This is a genomic window from Achromobacter sp. 1L-A-4-B-C2 (assembly GCF_057291955.1).
The window spans coordinates 468,068-488,540 of the sequence record NZ_JBXAWP010000001.1 but is presented as its reverse complement, the minus strand read 5'-3'; the positions used below and the strand labels follow the sequence as shown (position 1 = coordinate 488,540).

Annotated in this window: 13 protein-coding genes; 6 read left to right on the top strand and 7 right to left on the bottom strand. The window is 66.8% G+C overall.

All coding sequences use genetic code 11. The features are described 5' to 3' along the window. Positions 1-38 precede the first annotated feature (38 nt). The gene (locus AC0Z35_RS02295) at positions 39-527 is read left to right on the top strand and encodes a response regulator (protein ID WP_485131470.1); all 489 of its coding nucleotides are present in this window, start codon (positions 39-41) and stop codon (positions 525-527) included. Positions 528-540: 13 nt separating this feature from the next. Here the strand turns inward: AC0Z35_RS02295 and AC0Z35_RS02290 are convergent, their stop codons facing one another. After that, complete coding sequence (locus AC0Z35_RS02290; RefSeq protein WP_485131471.1) at positions 541-5,916, bottom strand: autotransporter domain-containing protein; 5,376 nt, start codon at positions 5,914-5,916, stop codon at positions 541-543. A gap of 331 nt (positions 5,917-6,247) precedes the next feature. Here AC0Z35_RS02290 and AC0Z35_RS02285 point away from each other — a divergent pair, with 331 nt between their 5' ends. Beyond that, a complete protein-coding gene (locus AC0Z35_RS02285) occupies positions 6,248-8,071 on the top strand; it encodes a tetratricopeptide repeat protein (protein ID WP_485131472.1) in 1,824 nt (607 codons plus the stop codon). A gap of 19 nt (positions 8,072-8,090) precedes the next feature. Here the strand turns inward: AC0Z35_RS02285 and AC0Z35_RS02280 are convergent, their stop codons facing one another. After that, positions 8,091-8,852 (bottom strand): SDR family NAD(P)-dependent oxidoreductase, encoded by a 762-nt coding sequence (locus tag AC0Z35_RS02280; protein WP_485131473.1) that lies wholly within the window; start codon positions 8,850-8,852, stop codon positions 8,091-8,093. A 23-nt stretch (positions 8,853-8,875) separates the two neighbouring features. Next, positions 8,876-9,610, bottom strand: a complete 735-nt coding sequence (locus tag AC0Z35_RS02275; protein ID WP_314361962.1) for an SDR family NAD(P)-dependent oxidoreductase — start codon at positions 9,608-9,610, stop codon at positions 8,876-8,878. A 239-nt stretch (positions 9,611-9,849) separates the two neighbouring features. On the opposite strand from AC0Z35_RS02275, the gene AC0Z35_RS02270 reads away from it, so the two are divergent. Further along, entirely contained in the window at positions 9,850-10,755 is a 906-nt protein-coding gene (locus AC0Z35_RS02270) for an AraC family transcriptional regulator N-terminal domain-containing protein (protein ID WP_314361975.1), read from the top strand. Positions 10,756-10,765: 10 nt separating this feature from the next. Here AC0Z35_RS02270 and AC0Z35_RS02265 read toward each other — a convergent pair whose 3' ends face one another. Next, positions 10,766-12,427: an arylsulfatase gene (locus tag AC0Z35_RS02265; protein ID WP_319301413.1), complete on the bottom strand. Its 1,662-nt coding sequence runs from the start codon at positions 12,425-12,427 to the stop codon at positions 10,766-10,768. 336 nt (positions 12,428-12,763) lie between these two features. Here AC0Z35_RS02265 and AC0Z35_RS02260 point away from each other — a divergent pair, with 336 nt between their 5' ends. Together AC0Z35_RS02260 and AC0Z35_RS02255 are read left to right on the top strand one after the other, a co-directional pair. Next, complete coding sequence (locus AC0Z35_RS02260; protein WP_485131474.1) at positions 12,764-13,300, top strand: anti-virulence regulator CigR family protein; 537 nt, start codon at positions 12,764-12,766, stop codon at positions 13,298-13,300. 169 nt (positions 13,301-13,469) lie between these two features. Next, a complete protein-coding gene (locus tag AC0Z35_RS02255; RefSeq protein ID WP_485131475.1) occupies positions 13,470-14,642 on the top strand; it encodes an FUSC family protein in 1,173 nt (390 codons plus the stop codon). Here the strand turns inward: AC0Z35_RS02255 and AC0Z35_RS02250 are convergent. From AC0Z35_RS02250 to AC0Z35_RS02240, 3 genes are all read right to left on the bottom strand, one after another. Further along, entirely contained in the window at positions 14,632-16,776 is a 2,145-nt protein-coding gene (locus AC0Z35_RS02250; RefSeq protein WP_485131476.1) for a DUF8189 domain-containing protein, read from the bottom strand. The genes AC0Z35_RS02255 and AC0Z35_RS02250 overlap by 11 nt on opposite strands. Before the next feature lie 187 nt (positions 16,777-16,963). Next, positions 16,964-17,677 (bottom strand): hypothetical protein, encoded by a 714-nt coding sequence (locus AC0Z35_RS02245; protein ID WP_485131477.1) that lies wholly within the window; start codon positions 17,675-17,677, stop codon positions 16,964-16,966. Between the two features lie 5 nt (positions 17,678-17,682). After that, positions 17,683-19,410 (bottom strand): alpha/beta hydrolase, encoded by a 1,728-nt coding sequence (locus AC0Z35_RS02240; RefSeq protein ID WP_485131478.1) that lies wholly within the window; start codon positions 19,408-19,410, stop codon positions 17,683-17,685. A 241-nt stretch (positions 19,411-19,651) separates the two neighbouring features. Here AC0Z35_RS02240 and AC0Z35_RS02235 point away from each other — a divergent pair, with 241 nt between their 5' ends. Beyond that, positions 19,652-20,419, top strand: coding sequence for a class II aldolase/adducin family protein (locus AC0Z35_RS02235; RefSeq protein ID WP_046807085.1), 768 nt, complete (start codon positions 19,652-19,654; stop codon positions 20,417-20,419). Positions 20,420-20,473: the final 54 nt, after the last annotated feature.

Sequence of the window (20,473 nt, the reverse complement as noted above, 5' to 3'; positions counted from 1 at the left end):
CAAACATACGAACGCCGCGCCAGGCGGCATTGAACACCATGACGAAGATTCTTGTTGTCGATGATCAGCCGACGCTGATCGAGCTGTTGAGCGAATTCCTTGGCGACGAAGGCTACGACGTAACGGGCCACACCGACGGACTGACTGCGCTGCAACAGATGCTGGCCGTGCGTCCCGACGTGGTCATCACCGACTTTTCCATGCCCGGCATGCACGGCGGCGCGTTGCTAACCGCCATGCGCGAAAACGCCTACCTGTGCGACACCCCCGTGGTCGTGTTGAGCGGCCGGCCGGAATACGAGGTAGACCAGGCCTGCGAAGGCTATGCCGTCTACCTGCGCAAGCCGGCCGAGCCGACCGAGGTGGTGGCAGCCGTACGCCGCCTGGCCCCCGCGCCGGCGGCGCCCACGGTAGCCGCCGCGCCCGCGCGCCCGGCGCGTCTGCGCAGCGACGCGGACGACCTTGGCGCCCCGCTGCGCCAAAACACGGCCGGCGCCTCGCACGGATCGGCCGCGTACTTCGCGTAACGCCGGTCGTTTTTTAAAACCGGTAGCGCACATCCAGCGTGCCGGTGTTCTGCCGGTTGCCGTCCCCGAATTGACCGCCGTAGCTGACGCCCACCGTGGTGCGCTTGCTGACGTCAATTCCCACGCCCACTTCCACCACGGCCGCGTCGCGGGCCACGGGCGCGCCGGTCGCCGTGAACGTGTCGCCGCCTTGGGCAAACGCCAGCACGCTGGCCGGGTTCAGGTCGCCGAACGCATGGCGCCAGCCCAGCGTGCCGCGCGCGTAGCCGCGTGCGCCCGCGCTATCGAACGTCGTCAACGCGTGCAGCCCGACGGTGGTGGTGGTGACGTCGTTGCGGCTGCTCTGGCCGCGCAGCGCCGCGTCCCCGCCCGATTCCGAAAAGCCGCGCGTGTGCAGGTCGCTGTAGTTGGCGGCCACGAAAGGCTCCAGCGTCAGACGGTCGTGCACCGGCACGGCGTAGCCCAGTTCCGTGAAGACCTGGCCGGTGCTGGCGCCGTAGTTGGCCTTTAGCGTCTGGTTCAGTCCGGCGGCGGCGGTGCTGCGGCGCGTGTCCACCTCGTGCCAGGTATAGGCGGCGCCCAGACTCAGATTGATCTTGCCGGCCCCGGCCTCGAACGCCTTGCCGCCATAGACCGCGATGCTGTAGCTGTCGGTGTCGGCACTGGACGCACGGTCGCGGGTGCGGCTGTCGCTGTTCGTGTAGCCGACCGCGCCGCCCAGGCGCCAGCCGCCGCCTACCGCCGCGTCCCCGCCGATGGTCACGCCGGCATCGGATTGCGTGGTCTTGGCCGCATTGCCGTCACCGTCCAGCGTGGTCCATGTGCCGAACACCTGTGCCCACAGCGGTTGCGCGGCGGACTGCGGCAGCGAGGCGGCGTCGCCCAGGCCCAACTGAGCAGTGGGCGCGCCGGGAATCTGCCCGGCATTGAGGTTGGCGTGCAGCCGCGCCATCGGCATCTGCGTGAACGCGCCCGTCACGTTTTGCAGCACCGACACCGTGCTGGCATGCGCTTCGCCGGACAGCGCGTTGAAAGCCGCGGGCGGCGCGCCGTTGGGCAGGTTGAGAATGTGCTGATACAGCGCGCTGTTGGCCGGCAGGCTTTGCAACGCACGCGCCACGCCACGCTGATTGCCGGTGACGGCGGCATCGGCGAATTCGATGGGGCGCGTGCCCCCGCCGCTGCCGTTGTCGCCACCCCCGCCTTCGGACGGCACTTCCTTCAGCTTCACCACCAGGTCCACGCGATTCGCGTCGTAAGACAAGGACGGCGTCAGAAAGGCCAGGTTGCTGGAGACGGTGTCAAAGCGCCCCTGCACGCCATTGTTGGCGGCAAGAATGGTGTAGGTGGTGGAGGGCGCGTAGTTGCCGTTTTCACCCACTTGCACGACTGAGCCGTTCAACGTGGCCGTGCCCGCGACACGCACGCTGCTGCTCTGGCCGTTGGCGGCGGTCGCCACGCGGTAGGTCGCGCCCGGCTTGAAGGTAAGGTCGCCCGCGACGTTCATGCTGCCCAGCGGGGTGGCTGCGTTGCCGGGCGACAGCGTGGCGCCCGATCCGATCGTGACGTTGTTCAAGGTGCCGGTGCCCGACAGCGTGGTGCCCGCCAAGGCCTGCACGCGGCCACCTAGCTTGCCGTCCACCTGCAAGGCGCCGGCAGACAGTTGCAGGGCGCCGGTGTAGGCACTGCTGTCGCCCGCCATGGCCAGCGTGCCCGCGCCCAGTTTGCGGGTCTCGCCCGCACCGGATAGCGTGCCGCTGTAGACCGTGTCGTCCGACCGGTTGAACACCAGGCTGCCCTGGTTGGCGATGTTGCCGGTGACCCAGCCGGTGGTGCCGCCGTCGCCCACTTGCAGCGTGCCGGCGTCAATGTAGGCGCCGCCTGCCAGCGAGTGTTGGCCGGTCAGCACCAGCGTGCCCGTGCCGCTTTGGCGTAACTGGCCCGCGCCGGTGATGTCGCCATTGAAGGCCAAGCGGTCGCTGCGCTTGAACATAAGCGTTGCGCCGCTTGCCACCGCGACGTTGCCGGCGATGCTGCCCGCTGCCGCTCCGTCGCCCACCTGCAAGGTGCCCGCTTGCACCGAGGTGCCGCCGACATAGGTATTGCTGCCGCCCAGCACCAGCGTGCCCGCGCCCAGCTTGGCCAGGCTGCCGTTGCCGGTCAATGCCTGGTTCAGGGCAAACGTGTTGCCCGCGTCGGCGATATCGAAGCCGCCGCCCGCCGTGCCCAGCGTGATGTTGCGCGCGGTGTTCTGAAAAGCGGTGCCGGTCACGCGCAGCGTGCCGCCCTGGAAGTCCAGGCCTGCCCCGGGCGCGCCCAGGTTGGCATCGGTGGAAACCTCCAGCGTGCCGGCCGTCAATTGCGTGCGTTGCGTGTAGGTGTTGACGCCGTTCAGCACCAGGGTGCCCAAGCCCGTCTTGTTGATGCCCACGCCCGTCAAGGTGTTGTCGATGGTGGCCGTCCACGCCGCCGACGCCGGGCTGCCATTACCCACGCGTATCTCGCCCGGCGCGCTGGGCGTGGAGCCGGTCACCGCCAACGACGAACCGGTCAGCCGATAGCCGTCGCTGGCGAACTGAATGCCTTGGGCGGTGATGGCACCGCCGGTGTCATCGACCGTCACCGTGCCGGCAGCCCCGCCAAAGATGGCGAAGGCGTCGGCCGGATAGCGCGCGGCGGTCAGGCTGCCCGTGGCGTCCGTCCAGACGGCGCTGGTGGTCGACCAGACGCCCGACCCGCCGCCCATCTGGGTGGGGCTGGCCAAGCCGTTGGCGTTCCAGAGGTTCAGCGACAAGCCGGTGGCGTTGATCAGGTTGATCTGCTTGGCACCGGAAAGGGCTTGCAGCGTCATGCCAGTGGAAGTGACCAGGCCGCCATGACTCAAGGTCAATGTGCCGGTGTAGTCGAACAAGTGGTACAAGCCCAGGCCCAATCCGCCGGCATCCAGCACGCTCAACTGCGCGCCGTTCAATTGCAGGTCGCCGTTGACGCTGACGCTATGGCTGACGCCCGGCGCACCCAGGCTGAATTGCGCCTGAGACCCCTGCGCCATCGACAGGTTGCCGTTGACGGTGAACACGCCGGCAAGCGCGCCCGGAGCCAGGCGGCCGCCGGATTCCACCGTTACGTTGCCGGTGACCTGACCGAATCCGCCCAGCGTAGCGGTGTTGCCCACGGTGATGTTGCTGGTGACGGCGGCGCTGCTGTTGGCCGCGCTGGAGCCGACCATCAGCGTGCCACCGTTGACCAGCGTGTCGCCGGTGTAGGTGTTGACGCCATTCAGGTTGAGACTTGCCGGCCCGTCCTTGACGAGTCCGCCGGCGCCCTGGATCGAGCCGGCGTAGGAACCCGAATTCACCATCGCGCTCATACCCAGCAGCACGTTGCCGCCGTTGCCGTTCAGCGAGGCCAGTTGCTGGCCTGCCGCCGATGCCAGATCCAGCGTTGCGCCGGTGTTGACCGTGACGGCGGAGTCCGGAAGCAGGCTGCCCCCGGGTCCCAAGGCCATCGTTCCGCCGTTGACGGTCAGGCCGCCGGTAAAGGTGCTGGCGCCGCTAAGGGTCTGCCTGCCCGAACCCGCTTTGACCAGCGCGCCCGCGCCGGCGATCACGCCGCCAAAGTCGGCGTCGTTGGGGCTGTCCAGCGTCAGCGTTGCCGATCCCAACTGCACGAATGCGCCGGAGCCCGCAAGCGTGGTCAACGTCTGGTTGCCGCCGTTGCTCAGGTCCAGCGTGGTTCCGGAGGCCAGGGTGATGGCGCTGCTGCCCAGGGTGCCGCCCGCGCCCACCGCCAAGGTGCCGGCGGCAACGGTGGTGGCGCCGGTATAGGTGTTTGCGCCGGTCAGCGTCAGCTTGCCCGCGCCTGCCTTGGTCAATGTGCCCGCGCCGGACAGCACACCGGAATAGGTGCCGGCGGTGGCTTGCTGGAACGTCAGCGCGCCATCGTTGGCGATGTTGCCTTGCAGGTTGCGCGTGTCGCCTTGCAGGCTGGCGGATGCGCCGATGGCGGTGCCACCGGTGTAGGTGCTGGTGCCGCCAAGCGTGATAGAGCTGGTGCCCTGGACGTTCAGCGCGCCCGCGCCCGAGACGTCGCCCGCCAGCGTCAGGGCTTGGCCCGCCGTGATGCGCAGCCCGGCATTGCCAAGCTCGACGTTGTTGCTCATCGTCTGGTTGGCGGTGCCCACGGCCAGTGCGCCGCCATTTGCCACGATCGACGCCGAGCCGAACACGCCGCCGTCTTGAAGGGTGGCCAGGCCCCCATTGAGTTCCACGTTGCCGCCATTGGGCAGAAACGCGCCGCTTAATGTCCAGTTGCCGCTATTGACGCGCAGCTTGTCGAAGTTGATGTAGGTGTCGCCCGATGCGGTGCCCACGCCGCCATTGCCGCTCTCGGTGCCGGCCGATGGCAAGACGTTTTGCAGCACCAGCGTGTCGCCCGCGCCCGTGCCGCCGTCGATCTTGCCGGGGGGCGCAAAGCTCAGGCCGGGGGTGTCGTCCACGGCCAAATCGGCGGTCGCGGCGTTCGGGCCACGCAGCACCAGCGATCCCGTTACCGCGGTGTAGGTGTTGTTGCCACCCTGACCCAGCGATACGCCGCCCACGATCGTTCCCGCGTTGTCGAACAGGTGTCCTTGGCCCGGTGTGCCGGAGGCCTGGAACCCGACGCGCCCGATGATGACGCCCGTGCTTTCGTTGACGAAGCGCACTTGACCACCCCCATACGCCGCGATTACCGGCAAGTTGGAGGTTTCCGTGATCTGGCCGCTTCTCGGAACGCTACGGATCATGCCGGCGTTGCTCAGTTGGCTTACCCCACCGGTTCCGTTTTGCACGGCCAGCGCCATGCCTTGCACGGTGGGAAACGGAACAGACGCGCTGACCACGCCGCCCAGTATCCCGGTCGCCAGGTTACTGACGCTGATCGCGTTGCCCCTGCCACTGCTGTTGCCGATCACCAGGCCCGACGATGCTGTCGCGGCGGGGCCGAACAGATTGGCGTCGATCCGGCCTTTATTGCTCACCGTGATTTTGTCGCCGCTCAGCCGCATGGCCGTGCCGCCCAGGGCCGGGTCGACGCCTACGGTGGCGTTCTCCTCCACCCGCACATGCAGCACGTTCGAGGCGCTTGCATAACCCGGGTCGCTGGACAGATCCAGGCCTTCGCAAGTCACGATGATGAGGTCTTCAATGCACTCGGCCTGAACCGCCGTGCTGACGCTGGACAATCCAAGCGCCAGCGCAACGGCGGCGGCGGCCGCATAAGGCGGCGCGCTGGTCGCGATGCTGCGGGTCGCGGACGAGCTGCCACCGCGCGATTGCGAGGCCAGTTCCGATGCGGCCTGCCAGACGCGCAATTTGCGGTTCCATACCAATCGGTAGATGTGATTCAAAATGCGGTCCTCCGGGGCTCTTGGGGCGTGCATTCCTTCAAGCGCGACCGCCGCGTTCACGCGCGCAATCCCGTCGCACGGCGCCGGGCCATGCGTGGGTTTTTTGGAATGATCAGGGATGGGTAGGGAAATTTCGGGTCAATAAATACTCGATGTTCCAGCCCGCCAATCGGGGGAAAACAAAGGATTTTTGTGCGCATTTCTGCGGTGTCACACGTACACCCAAGCCCGGCGCGGCGCTGCGGCGCGCTTTACGACATTCACGCTTAACGTTTGGCTGTCGGCGTAGATAATGTTGCTTTCCCAACCTTGTCCCTGTGGGCCTGAACGCGTGGACCAGAACACCCCTGCCGACGTCCCCGTCCTGACCGTCTCCGCCGCGCTGAACCAGGCCTATGCGCATTGGCAGGCGGGCCAGGCGATGCAAGCCGAACAGCTTTGCTTGCGGGTGCTGGGCACGGTGCCGGACCAGCCTGACGCGCGCCATCTGCTGGGGCTGATCGCCCATGCGTATGGGCGGGCGGACGTGGCGGTTGAGCACCTGCGCGCCGCATGCCGGTCCCCGCTGGCGCCGGCCGCCTACCACAGCAACCTGGCTGAAATATGCCGCCAGCAAGGCTTGCTGGACGAAGCCGAACACGCGGCGCGGCGCGCGGTGGCGCTGGAGCCGCACGGCGCCGAAGGGTGGAACAACCTGGGCATAGTCTTGCAAGAGCAGGGGCAGCTTGCCGCCAGCCTGGAATGCCTGCAACGGGTAGCCGCGTTGATGCCCGACAGCCCACAGGCGCACAACAATCTAGGCAACACGTGCAAGCGCCTGGACGATAACGCGCAGGCCCTGAAGCACTACGCGCGCGCGCTGGAACTGGACCCCGATTACGCGCAGGCGCTGGGGAACCTGGCGCTGGCCTTGCATGACCAGGCCCGCCACGATGAAGCGCTGGCCGCCATTCTGCGCGCCATCGAGATCGACCCGTTGACGCCGGAATGGCATCGGCATCTGGCGCGCATTGAAGCGGCGCGAGCCGAGCTTGCCGGCCGCTACGCCGAGGCCGAATCGTTGCTGCGACACGCACTGGCGAACGATGCGAACAACATCATGCTGCTGCGCCAGCTGGCGCAAGCCATTCGGCCGTTGGGCCACACCGACGAAGCCCGCGCGATACTTGAAAGCATCGTGCGCGCCACGCCCACGGATGCAGGCGCGCGCTTTGATCTGGCCGAGCTGCTGCTGTTGCAAGGGGACTATGACGCGGGCTGGCGCGAATACCGCTTTCGCTATCGCATGCCGCACACCGCGATGCGCAGCCGCCATGTGCAAAAGCCGCGCTGGGATGGGCAACCCATTGCGGGCAAGACCTTGCTGATTCATGACGAGCAAGGCTACGGCGACACCTTCCAGTTCTTGCAACTGGTGGCGTGGGCGCGTCAGCGTAGCGGCGCGCGCATCATTCTGGAAATCAACGATGCCTGCCACGACCTAGCCGAACGCAGTGGCGGCTTCGACCAGATCATCCGCGCCGGCACGATACCGCCCGCGTTCGACTTGCATTGCGAGTTGATGAGCCTGCCGCTGGCGTTGGGGCTGCGTCTGGCGGACTTGCCGGCCAGCACGGCGTACCTGCGCGCCGACCCGTTGCGTGTGGAGCGATGGCGCGCACGCTTGGCGGGCTTGCCACGGCCCTGGGTCGGGCTGGTGTGGGCGGGGCGGCCCAGCCATCCGAATGATGCGCAGCGCTCGTTGACACTGGCCGATCTGGCGCCCCTGGCGCAACCGGGTGTTAGCTTCATCAGCCTGCAAAAAGGCGAGGCGGCAGCGCAGGCGGACACGCCGCCCACCGGCATGGCGATGGTGTCGCCAAGCCAGGACATCAATGACTTCGACGACACCGCCGCCCTGATTACGCTGCTTGATGTGCTGGTCTCGGTGGACTCGTCGCCCACGCACCTGGCCGGCGCATTGGGCTGCCGGGTGTGGACCCTGCTGCCGTACGTGCCGGACTGGCGTTGGTTGCAGGAACGCGCCGATACGCCGTGGTATCCGTCGATGCGGCTGTTTCGTCAGCCCGGCCCGGGCGCGTGGGGGCCGGTGCTGGACGAGGTGGCGACGGCGTTGCGCGCGCTGCGGCCTCAGGCCGGCTCGGGCGGGGCATAGACAGGCTTGGGCGGGCTGCCTACTTCAACGCCACGCTCATGCCGCCATCCGCCATGACCACCGCGCCGACGATGTAGCTGGCCTTGTCCGACGCCAGGAACGCGATGACCTCGGCGATTTCACTGGGATGCGCCGCGCGCTTGATGGGCGCGCTTTTGCCGTGTTCCGCCAGAAACGCCGGCCCGTCCTTGTGGATGTGGTTGGTGATGTTGGTGACCGCGTCACCGGAACCCACCGCGTTGACGCGGATGCCGTGGTCGATAGCTTCCAGCGACATCGCGCGAGTCAGTTGCGCCAACGCGCCCTTGGACGCGGCATAGGCCGCAATGGTCGGAAAGGCCTGGTAGCAGGCGTAGGACCCCACGTTGACAATGGCGCCCGACCCGTTCGGCATCATGGCGCGCAAGGCCTCGCGCGAGAACAGGAACGCGCCGGTGGCGTTCACTGCCTGGATGCCGTTCCAGTCGTCCAGGCTCATGTCGACGACGGGCTTGTTGATGATGATGCCCGCGTTGTTCACCAGGATGTCCAGCTTGCCGAAGTGATCGATGGCGGCCGCCACGGCCTGCGACGCGCTGGCTTCCCGCGCCACGTCCGCCACCAGCGGGACGATGCCTGGGCGCGCCAGCGCCTGCACGTTGTCGCCACGGTCCACGGCGATGACGCTGGCGCCTTGCGCGTGCAGCAGTTCGGTGGTGGCCAGCCCGATGCCGCTGGCGGCGCCGGTCACGATGGCGACCTTGCCGGAAAAGGTTCTGGATTCCGTTGTGGTGCTATTCATGGGATTCACTCCTGGAAAGAAATTCAGTAGGGGCTGGCGGTGGGACGCAACACGATCTCGCTGACGTCCACATCGGCGGGCTGTGCAATGGCGTAGGCCACGGCGCGGGCGATGGCGTCGGGCGTCATCGCAATGCGGCGGAACTCGTTCATGGCCTGGCGCGCGGTGTCGTCGGTGATGGTGTTCGCCAGTTCGGACTCGACCACGCCGGGGCAGATCACCGTTACGCGGATGCGGTCGGATTCCTGGCGCAACCCGTCGGAAATGGCGCGCACCGCGTACTTCGTGGCGCAATAGACGGCGGCGGTGGGCGACACCGACAGCCCGCCGATAGACGAGATGTTGATGACCTGGCCATAGCCCTGCGCCTCCATCGTGGGCAGCACGGCCGCAATGCCGTGAAGCACGCCGCGGATGTTCACGTCGATCATGCGGTCCCATTCATCGACTTTCACGGCGCGCAGCGGCGACAGCGGCATGATCCCCGCGTTGTTGACGATGACGTCGATCTTGCCGAAGCGCTCCAGCGCGAAGCGGGCGAAGGCGTTGACGCTGTCGGCCGAGGTCACATCAAGCGACTGGTAGATGACGTTGTTGCCGCCGGCGTCCAGCGCGGTGGCCAGCGCGGCCAGGCGGTCGGTGCGGCGTGCGCCGATAAGCAGGCGGTGGCCTTGCGCGGCCAGCATGCGCACGGTGGCTTCGCCGATGCCGCTGCTGGCGCCGGTGATCAAGACGACTTTCGATTGCGGGGAGTCCATGGGCTTATCTCCGGGGGTGAACAAGGGGGGTGAACAAGGGGCGTTGAACCAACGAAACGCGTTGATGAAATCTTAGGTTTTGGGGGGGCGGGCGGCGAATACCTGTAACGATGCCGGTATTGCCTATTCCTATCGAACAGGGGGTGAACGGAGGCGGGCGCGGTTGTAGAATCCGTGCACGTGAACCCCCGGCAAAGGACGGCACCGTGGATATCGATCGGAAGCTGGCTTCGCAGAAAATGGCCGGCCTGCTTGAGCGGCTGGCGCCCAACGAGGGCTATACGCAGTCGGCGCTGGAAGGCGTGCGCTTCATGCGGTCGAACCGACCGCTGGGCCGCACGCCCGTGCTGTACGAGCCCGGCATCGTGATCGTGTGCCAGGGGCGCAAGGTGGGTTTTCTGGGGGACGAGGTCTATGTGTACGACGCGCAGCACTATCTGGTGCTGTCCGTACCCTTGCCTTTTTCAACTGAAACCGAAGCCAGCGAAGCCGAGCCGATGCTGGCGGTTTCGCTGCGGCTGGACCTGACCGAGCTGACCGAACTGATTCTGGCGATGGACGACACGCCGCCCTCGCAAGCCGCGCCGCTGGGCATTGTTTCCACGCCGCTGGATGCTGACCTGGCCGATGCCACGCTGCGTTTGTTGCGCGCGCTGTGTACGCCCGTGGAAGCGCGCGTGCTGGGCCCGGCGCTACGGCGCGAGATTCTATTTCGGGTATTGAGCGGCACGCAGGGCGAGGCCATGAAGGCGGCGCTGGTGCACCAAGGGCGCTTTGGTCGGGTGGCGCGGGCGCTGCGCAAGATCCACGTCGACTTTGCGCAGCCGCTGGACGTGGGCAGCCTGGCGCAGGAAGCGGGCATGAGCATTCCCGCCTTTCACGCCAACTTCCGTAGCGTGACGCAGACGTCGCCCATTCAATACATCAAGTCGACACGCTTGCATCAGGCGCGGCTGATGATGATCCGCGACGGGCTGACGGCCGCCTCGGCATCGGCCCGCGTCGGCTACGAAAGCCCGTCGCAGTTCTCCCGCGAGTTCAAACGGTTTTTCGGCCGCACGCCGGTGGACGAAGCAAGAGACATGCGCGCGTCGTTCGCGCTGTCTCCTGCCGCGTCGCTAAGCGACTATTCCGGCGCGCACTGACCAGCCGCCGTCAATTGCCCGACGGCATGGGCAGCTTGAAGCCGTCCTTGGCCAGGCTTTCACGAATGTATTGCAGGCGCTCGTACTGCGACAGCGTGACGGGGCCGGTATAGGCATCGCCTTGCGCCTTTCTGGGCGGGTACTTCACGTAGGTCTTCATCAGGTCCGCCGCCGCCGCGTTCATGGTGGGCAGCGTCCACGTTCTTTCCGTGACGTTGCTCATGAAAATGTCGTAGCGTTCCTGCGGGTCGGCCCACAGGTCGAACACCTGGGGCACCCCGGCGACATAGGACTCCGGACCCTTCCAGCCCAGGTTGGTATCCACCGCCAGCCCCCCTGTCTTGACGCCGTCGTCGCCCCGCAGGTTGAACACGGCCTTGTAGTTGCCAACCCGAATCGCGCCGGGCGACAGTTCGTTTTCCGTGAAATAGAACCACGACTTGCGTTCCGACTTGCCCGTGCCGAACAGTACCGGCGACATGTCATAGCTGTCGAAGATGATCGGCTTGTCGGCACGGTCGTTGACGGGCAGCTTGACGCCGGCGACCGAGGCAAAGGTGGCCATCAAATCCAGCCCGCCCAGGATGCTGTGGTCTTTGGTGGCGGGTGCAATCTTGCCCGGCATCCACGCAATGGCGGGTACGCGGTTGCCGCCTTCGCGCACGGTGCCCTTGGTGCCCCGGAACGGGGTGTAGCCCGCGTCGGGGTAAACGTCTTGCCAGGCGCCGTTGTCGGTGGTGTAGAAGACCAGCGTGTTCTTGTCCAGGCCCAGCTCTCGGACCTTGTCCATGATGCGTCCGATGCGGGCGTCCAGTTCGACGACGGAATCGGCGTACTTGCTTTTCGATAGGGATTTGCCGACGTAGTCCGGGTCGGGCATGTTGGGTTGGTGCACCTTCATGAAGTTGATGTTCATGAAGAAGGGCGTTTCGCTTTTTGCATTGCGCTCCAGGTAGTCCACCGAGGCTTTTTCAACGTAGCGGTCAAAGAACGGAATGCCGACCACGCCTTCCTTGCCGTTGACCTCAGGGGTGTCGACGTACTGCCCGTTGATCTTGAATTCCTCGCGCGCCGTTTCGCCGGCATTGCCCGAGAGCGCACCGCGCGTGACCTTCTGGAACATGGCGCGCAGTTCGGGGTCCATGTCGGGGAACCAGGTGGGATCGGCGTATGTGTAGGCGTTCAGGTGATACAGGCCGGCGTACTTCATTTCGTCATAGCCTTGCGCGTTCGGCAGGGAATAATCTGCTTCGCCCAAGTGCCATTTGCCGCTGAAGAACGTTTTGTATCCGCCCGTCTTCAGCACGGACGCCAGCGTCCATTCTTCCTTGGGCAAGCCGCCGCCCTGGCCCTGGAACGCAACGGTGGTCATGCCGCTGCGGTTGGGGATCCGGCCGGTCTGCATGGCCGCGCGCCCGGGGGTGCAGCTGGGCTGCGCGTAGAACGAAAAGAACGTCATGCCTTCGTTGGAGAGCCGGTCGATGTTGGGCGTGGGCATGCCGCGCCCCGCACCGCCGCCGTAGGGCCCCAGGTCGCCGTAGCCCGTGTCGTCGGACACGATAAGAATGATGTTGGGTTTGCGGGCTTCTTGCGCCACGGCGGGCGCGCTGATCGCCGCTGTCGCCATCAATAGGGCGGCAAGGCCGGTTGAGAAACTTTGCTGTGTCGCCATGTTCAACACTCCATCAATAGATCGTTGAATCGACCGTGGGGGCGTGAATGACCTCGCGGTCGGGGGTGGCCTACATGAAGCTAAAGCACGTCAACGACGGCAGCGTCCGGGCTTGCGCCATTGAGCAAACGATCATTCCACCGTCCGTCAAATGGCGTCAATGGAAAAAGTGTCAGCGAAAATGTGGGCCCCCGGGGGGATGCCTGCGCCAGGGTCGGGGCAGCGCAAAAACTTCAAGGACGGTTACAGGCGCACCAGTGCGGATACACGATAGATTCCCGTTTTTCCGACGGCGGGAGTAAAACGGCGGTGTTACCGACCAGCCTGGAGCCTTCCATGCGCACCACCGTTCGCTTGTTGACCATTGCCTGTAGCCTCGCCCTGGGGGCGCATGCGTTCGCGGCCCCTCCGGAAGGCAAGGGCAAGCCCGACAAATCGGATCAAGGCCAGGGGCAGGGACAAGGGCAGGGCAAGAATAAAGGCCAGGGCCAAGGCGATTCCGGTGACAAGAATGGCAAGTCGAATTCCGGCAATGGCAATGGCAATGGCAATGGCAATGGCAACGGCAAGGGCAAGGGCAACGGCGGCGATGACTCGCTGCGGCAGGCCGGCATTTCGGTGACCACCGCGCGCGGCTACGCCACCGAATATCACGTCACCGGCTATGCGCCGCTGCCGCCGGGCATTCGTAAGAACCTGGCTCGCGGCAAGCCGCTGCCGCCCGGGATCGCCAAGAAGATGGTGCCCGGCCCCATGCTGGCCAGGCTGCCCGTATATCCCGGCTATGAATGGCGCGTGGCGGGATCGGACCTGGTGCTGGTGGCGATTGCCACCGCCGTGGTCGCGGACATTCTGGTCAATGTGTTTGACTGACCGGGCGGCATGACGCTTGCTGGTGCATCGGGCTCCGATGCACCCGTTTTGCGATTTATCCGTGCCAACTCAATCCCGACCCCAAGCCAAAGCCCAATCCCAATCCCAACCCCTGCGGCCCACCCTGGCCTTGCGGCTGCGCAACACCACGGCTTTTTGCCGGGCTCGGATGGCGGAGGACGCCTTCCGCCTGCCAGTGCAAACGGTGGCCGCCGTGCTGCTTGCGTTTGTCTGGATGCGATGGCGCCAGATGCCCGAGATTTCATGGGGCGCATTTTCCGCCCTGTTCGTCGTGCGCGCCAGCGTGGAGGGCACGGTGGGCGAAGCGTCGGCCCGCGTGCTGGGCGCCCTGATCGGCGTGGTGCTGGGGGTGTCGATGGTGCTGGCGGCGGACGCGGCGGGCGCCAGCCCGGTGTGGGCCATCGTGGTGGGGGTGGCGTGCGCGGCGTATCTGTCGATGCGCTGGCCCATGCTGAGCTACAGCCTGGTCACCGTCACGATCCTGACCGTCACGCCCGACGGCGACATCCTGGGCGGCGCGCTGGACAAGACACTGGCCATTGCGGTGGGCTCGGCCTCGGGCATTCTGGCCGCGCTGGCCGTGTTGCCCTTGTCGGCACGGTACAGCGCGCGCTGGAACCTGGCCGCGTCCATTGACGCCTATGGCGACATGCTGGTCGATTGGGCGGCGGCGTTCAATGAAGCGCGGCAGCGCCCACGCCTGCATGACCGGCCCATCATGGAACGGGCGCGTTGGCGTGCGCGCGACATGGTGACCCAGGCCGGCGCGTTTCCGCTGGACAAGCTCAGTTCACACCTGTCCGTCTATCAATTGAATGAACGCATTGAAGGCTTGTGGCGCACCGCCCCGATCATGGAGCGGGCGGGAAGCTTCGTGTTGTCCGAACGGACTTGCCACGCCCTGGGGCCGCCGCTGCACGACGTGGCCGCCGCGCTCAAAGAACAGATCGGCTGCCTGACGGAAGCGCTGCGCGAGAAAGCCTACACGCAACCGTGCCACGTCCCGGCGTCGGCCTTGTCGGCGCTGGATGCAGCCATCGAAGAGGCGTTGCATTGGCCAGATTGCGACGCCGCCGAGAAGCAGGCGATCGGCGTCATCCGGTGGATCTGGCAGGAAGTGGCCCGGGAAGTGGAGGACCTGGCCGGCTATCTGCTGGAAGGACGTTCTGACGGGGGAGGCCATGACGCAGGAGGCCATGACGCAGGAGGCCATGACGCGGGAGGCCATGACGCGGGTGGCCACAACGCAGGACGCCACAACGCGGGTGGCCACAACGCAGGACGCCACAACGCAGGAGGCCCCGACGGGCCTACTGCGTGACGGTCTTGGCGGGCGGCGCGGCGGGCGCGCCGCTGGCCGCCGTGGTGGTCGTGGGCGTGGCGGTGCGCGAGGCCTGCGTCGGCATGCGTTCCACCGTCAGCGCGGCGGGATCGCTGGGCGACGGGCGCACCACCACCGTGTTGGTCGCGGCGGGCGTGCCCAGGTTGGGCAGGTCGGCCGGACGCGCGGTGGCCATGGTGGCAAAGGGGCCACCGCCATTGCCCGGCACCCCGTCCAGCGTCAGCCGGTCCGCCCACACGCCGTCGCGGCGCGACAGTACCTGATAGCGTTGCGGGCCGCCGGCGCTGCGGGCCACGATGTACACGGCGCCGTCGATGACATTGAGCGCGGGCGGCGAGGCGGCGTCGGCGTCCAGGCGCGTGGGCTTGCCGTGTTCCACCAGCCACAGCGGCCCGCCGGAACGTTCCAGCAGCGCCAGGATGACGTTGCCCTTGGCATCGGCGTGGATGGCCGGGCGGCCGATGAAGGGCACGCCCAGATCGGCGGGCGCGCTCCAGTCCATATCCATGTCGGTGGTGTCGCCGGCTTCGATCAGCTTGGTCAGGTGGTTGTTGCCGCGCTGGCGGAAATACAGCTCGACGCGGTCTTCGTGGTTGCGGATTGCGGCCAGGCCACCGGCCGCCACGGGCGCGGGCACGTGGCGCCATGCCTGCCATTCGGGGCGCTTGCCTTTGTCGGCGGGCAACTGGCGGGTGTAGAAAAGTTTGCCTTCGGACGTATTGGCGAAGATCACGTAGCGGCCATCGGCCCCGCGCGCGGCGGCTGGCGCGCCGGTGGCGCCGTCCAGGGCGGGCAGGTCTTGCCAGGGGCTCCAGCTGCCGTCGATGCCCGACGGTGCAATCCAGTGCAGCAGGCCGTCATAGCCCAGGGCCACGGCAGCGGCTTCGCCACGCGGCGCCACGGCGGGAATCTGCGTCACGCGCAAGCCGCCCAGCGCTTGCCAGCCTTGCCAGGTGCCGTCGTGGCGTTGCTTGTTGGCCCACACGCCGCCCAGCGGATCGCGCGCCATCAGGCCGGCCGTGCCGTCGGCATGCGTAAACGATACCAACGGGCCGGTGGTGCGGCCGCCCAAGCTTTGCCAGCGGCGCTGGCCCGAATCCCAGCGGTTGACGGCGGCGTTGGTTTCGCCCGCCGCAAAGACGACCAGGCCGCCGCGCCCGTCCGGATACAGCTGTGGCGCGATGTCCTGGCGCGATACGTAATAGGCGCGCTGCACCCAGGCGGCGGCGGGGCCGGCCGGTTCCTTGCAGCCGCTGGGGCCGGCGCAGTAGTGGTAGTCGTTCCAGGCGTAGTGCTGGAAGATCACCGACTTGCTGGCGATTTCGGATTCGGTCAGGTTGGTGGCGCGTTCCTGGCTGGGGTAGTCGATGTAGCCGGTTTCGGCGTAGTTGCCGGGCACGCGCAACATGGCTTCGCGCGCCAGCCGCGCGCTGGCGATGTGGTCGGGATGGCCATGGCCGGCGCAGCGCCAGCACAGCTGCGTGTACGGCACGGTGATGGTGTCGTCCAGGTGGCGCACGGTGGTCGGGCCGTATTGGCGGATGAGTTCAGCCAGCGTGTCGATCAGCTGTTCGCGCGTGTACGTCTCGGGGTAGGGGCCCAGCGTGTCGACGCTTTGGCCCGGTTCGGATTCCGTGCGGCTAAGCGGGGTCAGGCTGCCCCAGCCCTTGCCCAGCCACGGGTCCTTCAGGCGCATGTGCCACAGCTGCACGCGCGGATTGTCCTGCAAGGTAAAGCGCGCGATCTGGCGGCTTGCCGCGATGCCGGTATCGGCTTTCCAGACGTCCGGTTTGTGCGCCATGTAGGCGTAGGCGGCGCGCACGCCGCGCTCGCGGCCCAGCATGTAGGTATCGCCTTCGCCCGCGTCGCTGGCGGTCAGGTAGACCACGCGCACGCAGCCGCCCGCTTCAACGTTGGAGGCAATGTCCGGGTTCATGAACAGCAGGTCGTCGTCCAGATGCGCGACGAACGCCAGGTCCTTGATGCCGTGACACTCTGCCAGCGTGGGCGGAGCGGCCAATGCGGGAAGGGAAGTGAGGGTGGCGGCCAAAGCGGCGGCCGTGCAGCAAAGCGCCCGGCGTAGCGGGCGCAGCATGTCCATCAAGGCGGGCATAGAAGGGCGCGGCCAAGGGGCCGCGCGGCAAGAAGCTTAGGTTGGAAGAAAGACTGCAAAAACTCGGGCTGCAAAAACAGCTCGGAAAAGTATACCGGCGCGTATGCAGGCGTCCATGCCTCTGGCCGTACAGAGTGTTGGATAGGGTGTCAGACTGCAATTTACCGCCGGGCCGGGTGGAGAACCGTCACCTAATACGCTGCCACTGTCCCCATTCAGGATCGAGTCGGGCAGGCGCGCCGTTCACCCGCACCTGCTCGTCGTCCAGGCCCGTTGCCGCCTGCGGCGCGACGTCGAACGCGATGCCCAGCGCGCTTGCTACGCAGGGCGCTTCGACGGGCAATTCCCAGGTAAGGAACCACTGCGACAGGTCGGCATCGGCGGGAAAGTCCCGGGCGTCAAAGCGATGGCCGCCGCGCGGCACAACGGCATGTGGCTGGCAGGTGTCGAACACGATGGCGGTGCCGCGTGTCAGGGGGATGCGCTGGCCGGAATGCGGGAAATGCACGTCCAGCCCCTTGTCTTCGCTTACGAAAAGGTTGCAAAAGGCCGCGCCGGCATATTGCCCGCCGTCATGGTGGTAGTGGGCGCCCCGGCAGGCCATCAGCGCCATGTCGCTGTCGGCCAGCACGTTGTCCAGGCCTGCGTCGCGCGTCCAGGCGTGCATGGCCTGCACGCAGCGCTTGTAGTCGGGCCAGCGGCGTTGCGCGCGGGCCAGCGGCAGGGGTTCCACATCGCCGGGCTCCAGCATCAGGCGTGTGGTGATTTCGCGTTGCCAGTCGGCGACGACGTGTGGGGCGGGGGCGGGAATGTCCAGGGTGGCGCGCAGCACCGTCGGGCTGACGCTGCGGCTGCGGATGGCGTCGCCGCTGAAATAAAAGGCGGTCAGCAGATCGGTCATATCGTTCAGCCCCCGCGATGCTCGTACGCGGCCTGCGTGGCCTCGCCATCCACCGTGGCGGCGCGCGCGCGTTCCATCAGGTGCTGCTTCAGCCGCGTCAGCGCGTCCGGCGTCCAGCCCGGCACGCCCGTCACCGCCAGCCACGCATCCACGTAGTGCTGCGGCGCGTAGACGTGGCCGTAACCGATGGGCGTCTCGGTGCTGACCGACATATCCAGCGCCAGCTGCAACATCGTCACCACCGGCACCCAGCGCAGCTGCGGCGATACGTCGGGGCCGTAGGGGGGCTCCATCCACGCGGGGCGGCGGTACAGGTCGCGAAAGTCGAAGAACGTGATGGCGTCGCTGGCGTACTGCAAGAACACAATGCGCATCGGGCCCCATGGCGCATCGGCGGGCACGGGCGAACCGTGCTGGTTCATGAAGCGCACGAAAGCGCCGTCGCGCAATTGCGGCAGCCAGGCGGGCGAACCGGGGTTGCGCGCGTCGGTAATGGCGCGCCACACCCGGCTTTCAAACGGTGGACCGCTCCAGAGGGCGCCCTGGATCGGGTCGCCGATCATCTCGAACAGTTCGGCCGACCGCGCGGAATTCAGCGCGCCCAGGCTTAAACCGTGCAAATAGAGCTTGGGCCGCTTGTCTTTCGGCAGCGTGGTCCAGTAGCCGTAGACCTCGGCGAACAGCGCGCGCGCCGCCTCTGATCCGTACTCGGGCTGGGCCAGCAAGGATAGTGGGCTGGACAGGTAGGAATACTGCAATGCCACGCTGGCCACGTCGCCATGCAGCAGGTATTCCAGCGCGTCCATCGCGGCCGGGTCGATCCACCCCGTGCCGGTGGGCGTCACCACCACCAGCGCCGACCGTTCAAACGCGCCCACGCGTTTCATCTCGGCCAGCGCCAGCTTGGCGCGGGCGGCCGGCGTGTCGGCGCCGGGCAGGCCGACGTAGACGCGGATCGGTTCCAGCGCGTCATGCCCGGTCTGCGCCCGGATGTCCTGGGCGCTGGCGCCGGATGCAATGAATTCGCGGCCGGCGCGGCCGAGTTGTTGCCAGGCGATCAGGGAATCGGGGCTGCCCGTTTTGCCGGGGGCGGTGGGGCGCGGGCGCTCGGGTTCAAGCAGCGCATCGTATTCGCGGAACGAGGCGTCCAGCACATGCAGCGCCGCCCGAAAGAACACGTTGTTGGCCAGCGACCAGAAGATCAGGATGGCGATTGCGGCGCCCGTCACGTTGGCCACACGGCGGGGCACGACGCGGCGCACCCGCGCGGCCACCCACCGCGTCACCAGCTTGAACAAACGGCCCAGCGCCAACAGCACGGCGAAGGTGGCCAACGCGGTAAGGCTGACCTTGAAGGGATGCGCGCTGGGCACGGGCGGCATTTCCATCAGCGCGCGGATCGTGTTCTGCCAGTCGGCCGCGCGCCACAGAAAGGCCAGCAGCACCGCCGCGCACACCAGCGTGATCGTGCCGTTGACGATGCGCGCCGCGCGCCCACGGGGCTCGGGCAGTTCCAGGTAAGCCCACAGCCAATGCCACAACACGCCCAGCCCATAGCCGGCGGCCAGGCAGGTGCCGCCCAGCACGCCCTGCGTCAGGTAGGTGCGCGGCACCAGCGTGGGCGTCAGCGACGCGGCGAAGAACAGCGTGCCCAGCAGCAGACCCACGCCCGACAGCGATTCCAGATGCGACTGGAAAAAAGCCTGTAGGCGGCGGTGCGGGCCTTGCGGCATGGTGGGGTCTCCGTGGGGGCGGCCCCTTAGAGGGGGCGGCCCTTATTATGCAAGCGGAACCGGGGCCGGGGCCACGCCCGGCGCGGTGCGACGAAAATTGTTTTTCATCTGACGGACGGCAGCGCCCACGGCCATGCCGGATCGGTTTAAAACCAATACAGTGTTCCACGGGCCGGCGGCGTCATGGCCGCAAGCGCCTTCGGAATGGACCCCAAGACGCATTAATAAAACTGGAGACGGGATGGACACGGTAAGCAAACAGGGCGCCGGCGTGCGCGAACAAGTCAGCGCAACGGAATGGCAGGTCCGCACGGACCTCGCGGCCCTGTATCGGCTGGTGGCGCTATTTGGCTGGGACGATCTGATCTTCACGCACATCACCGCCAAGGTGCCTGGCACCGAACACTTCCTGATCAATCCCTACGGCATGATGTTCGACGAGATCACGGCGTCCAGCCTGGTCAAGATCGACCTGCACGGCAACAAGGTGATGGATTCGGAATACGACATCAACCCGGCCGGCTTCACCATCCACAGCTGTATCCATGCGGCCCGCAAGGACGCGATGTGCGTGCTGCACACGCACTCCATCAACGGCGTGGCCGTGTCGGCGCAAAAAGACGGCCTGCTGCCCTTGTCGCAATTTGCCTTCATCGCGCTGCGATCGCTGAGCTATCACGACTACGAAGGGCTGGCGCTGAACCCCGAAGAACAACCGCGCCTGGTGCGCGACCTGGGCAGCAACAATTACCTGATCCTGCGCAACCACGGCTTGCTGACGGTGGGCCAGACCATGGCCGAGGCGTTCCAGGCCATGCACCGCCTGGAAGCCGCCTGCATGGCGCAGGTGCGGGCGCAGGCCGGCGGCGGCGAATTGATCTTCATCCCGCCCGAGGTCCTGGCGCGCGCCGCCGTTGAATCGCCCGCCGACCGTGCCTACAAGGCCTCGTTGGCCTGGCCGGGCCTGTTGCGTCGGCTGGATCGACGCAACCCCGGCTACGCGGAATAGGTCTGTCTGGTTTGTCCGCCGTGCCCGGCCCGTCCGCGCACGGTCCATTCACCA

What these genes read in the sequence shown, in the direction of transcription:
- AC0Z35_RS02295 (WP_485131470.1), top strand. Translation starts at nt 39, where the DNA reads ATGACGAAGATTCTTGTTGTCGATGATCAGCCGACGCTGATCGAGCTG.
- AC0Z35_RS02280 (WP_485131473.1), bottom strand. Translation starts at nt 8,852, where the DNA reads ATGAATAGCACCACAACGGAATCCAGAACCTTTTCCGGCAAGGTCGCC.
- AC0Z35_RS02275 (WP_314361962.1), bottom strand. Translation starts at nt 9,610, where the DNA reads ATGGACTCCCCGCAATCGAAAGTCGTCTTGATCACCGGCGCCAGCAGC.
- AC0Z35_RS02270 (WP_314361975.1), top strand. Translation starts at nt 9,850, where the DNA reads ATGGCCGGCCTGCTTGAGCGGCTGGCGCCCAACGAGGGCTATACGCAG.
- AC0Z35_RS02265 (WP_319301413.1), bottom strand. Translation starts at nt 12,427, where the DNA reads ATGGCGACACAGCAAAGTTTCTCAACCGGCCTTGCCGCCCTATTGATG.
- AC0Z35_RS02260 (WP_485131474.1), top strand. Translation starts at nt 12,764, where the DNA reads ATGCGCACCACCGTTCGCTTGTTGACCATTGCCTGTAGCCTCGCCCTG.
- AC0Z35_RS02255 (WP_485131475.1), top strand. Translation starts at nt 13,470, where the DNA reads ATGGCGGAGGACGCCTTCCGCCTGCCAGTGCAAACGGTGGCCGCCGTG.
- AC0Z35_RS02250 (WP_485131476.1), bottom strand. Translation starts at nt 16,776, where the DNA reads ATGCCCGCCTTGATGGACATGCTGCGCCCGCTACGCCGGGCGCTTTGC.
- AC0Z35_RS02245 (WP_485131477.1), bottom strand. Translation starts at nt 17,677, where the DNA reads ATGACCGATCTGCTGACCGCCTTTTATTTCAGCGGCGACGCCATCCGC.
- AC0Z35_RS02240 (WP_485131478.1), bottom strand. Translation starts at nt 19,410, where the DNA reads ATGCCGCAAGGCCCGCACCGCCGCCTACAGGCTTTTTTCCAGTCGCAT.
- AC0Z35_RS02235 (WP_046807085.1), top strand. Translation starts at nt 19,652, where the DNA reads ATGGACACGGTAAGCAAACAGGGCGCCGGCGTGCGCGAACAAGTCAGC.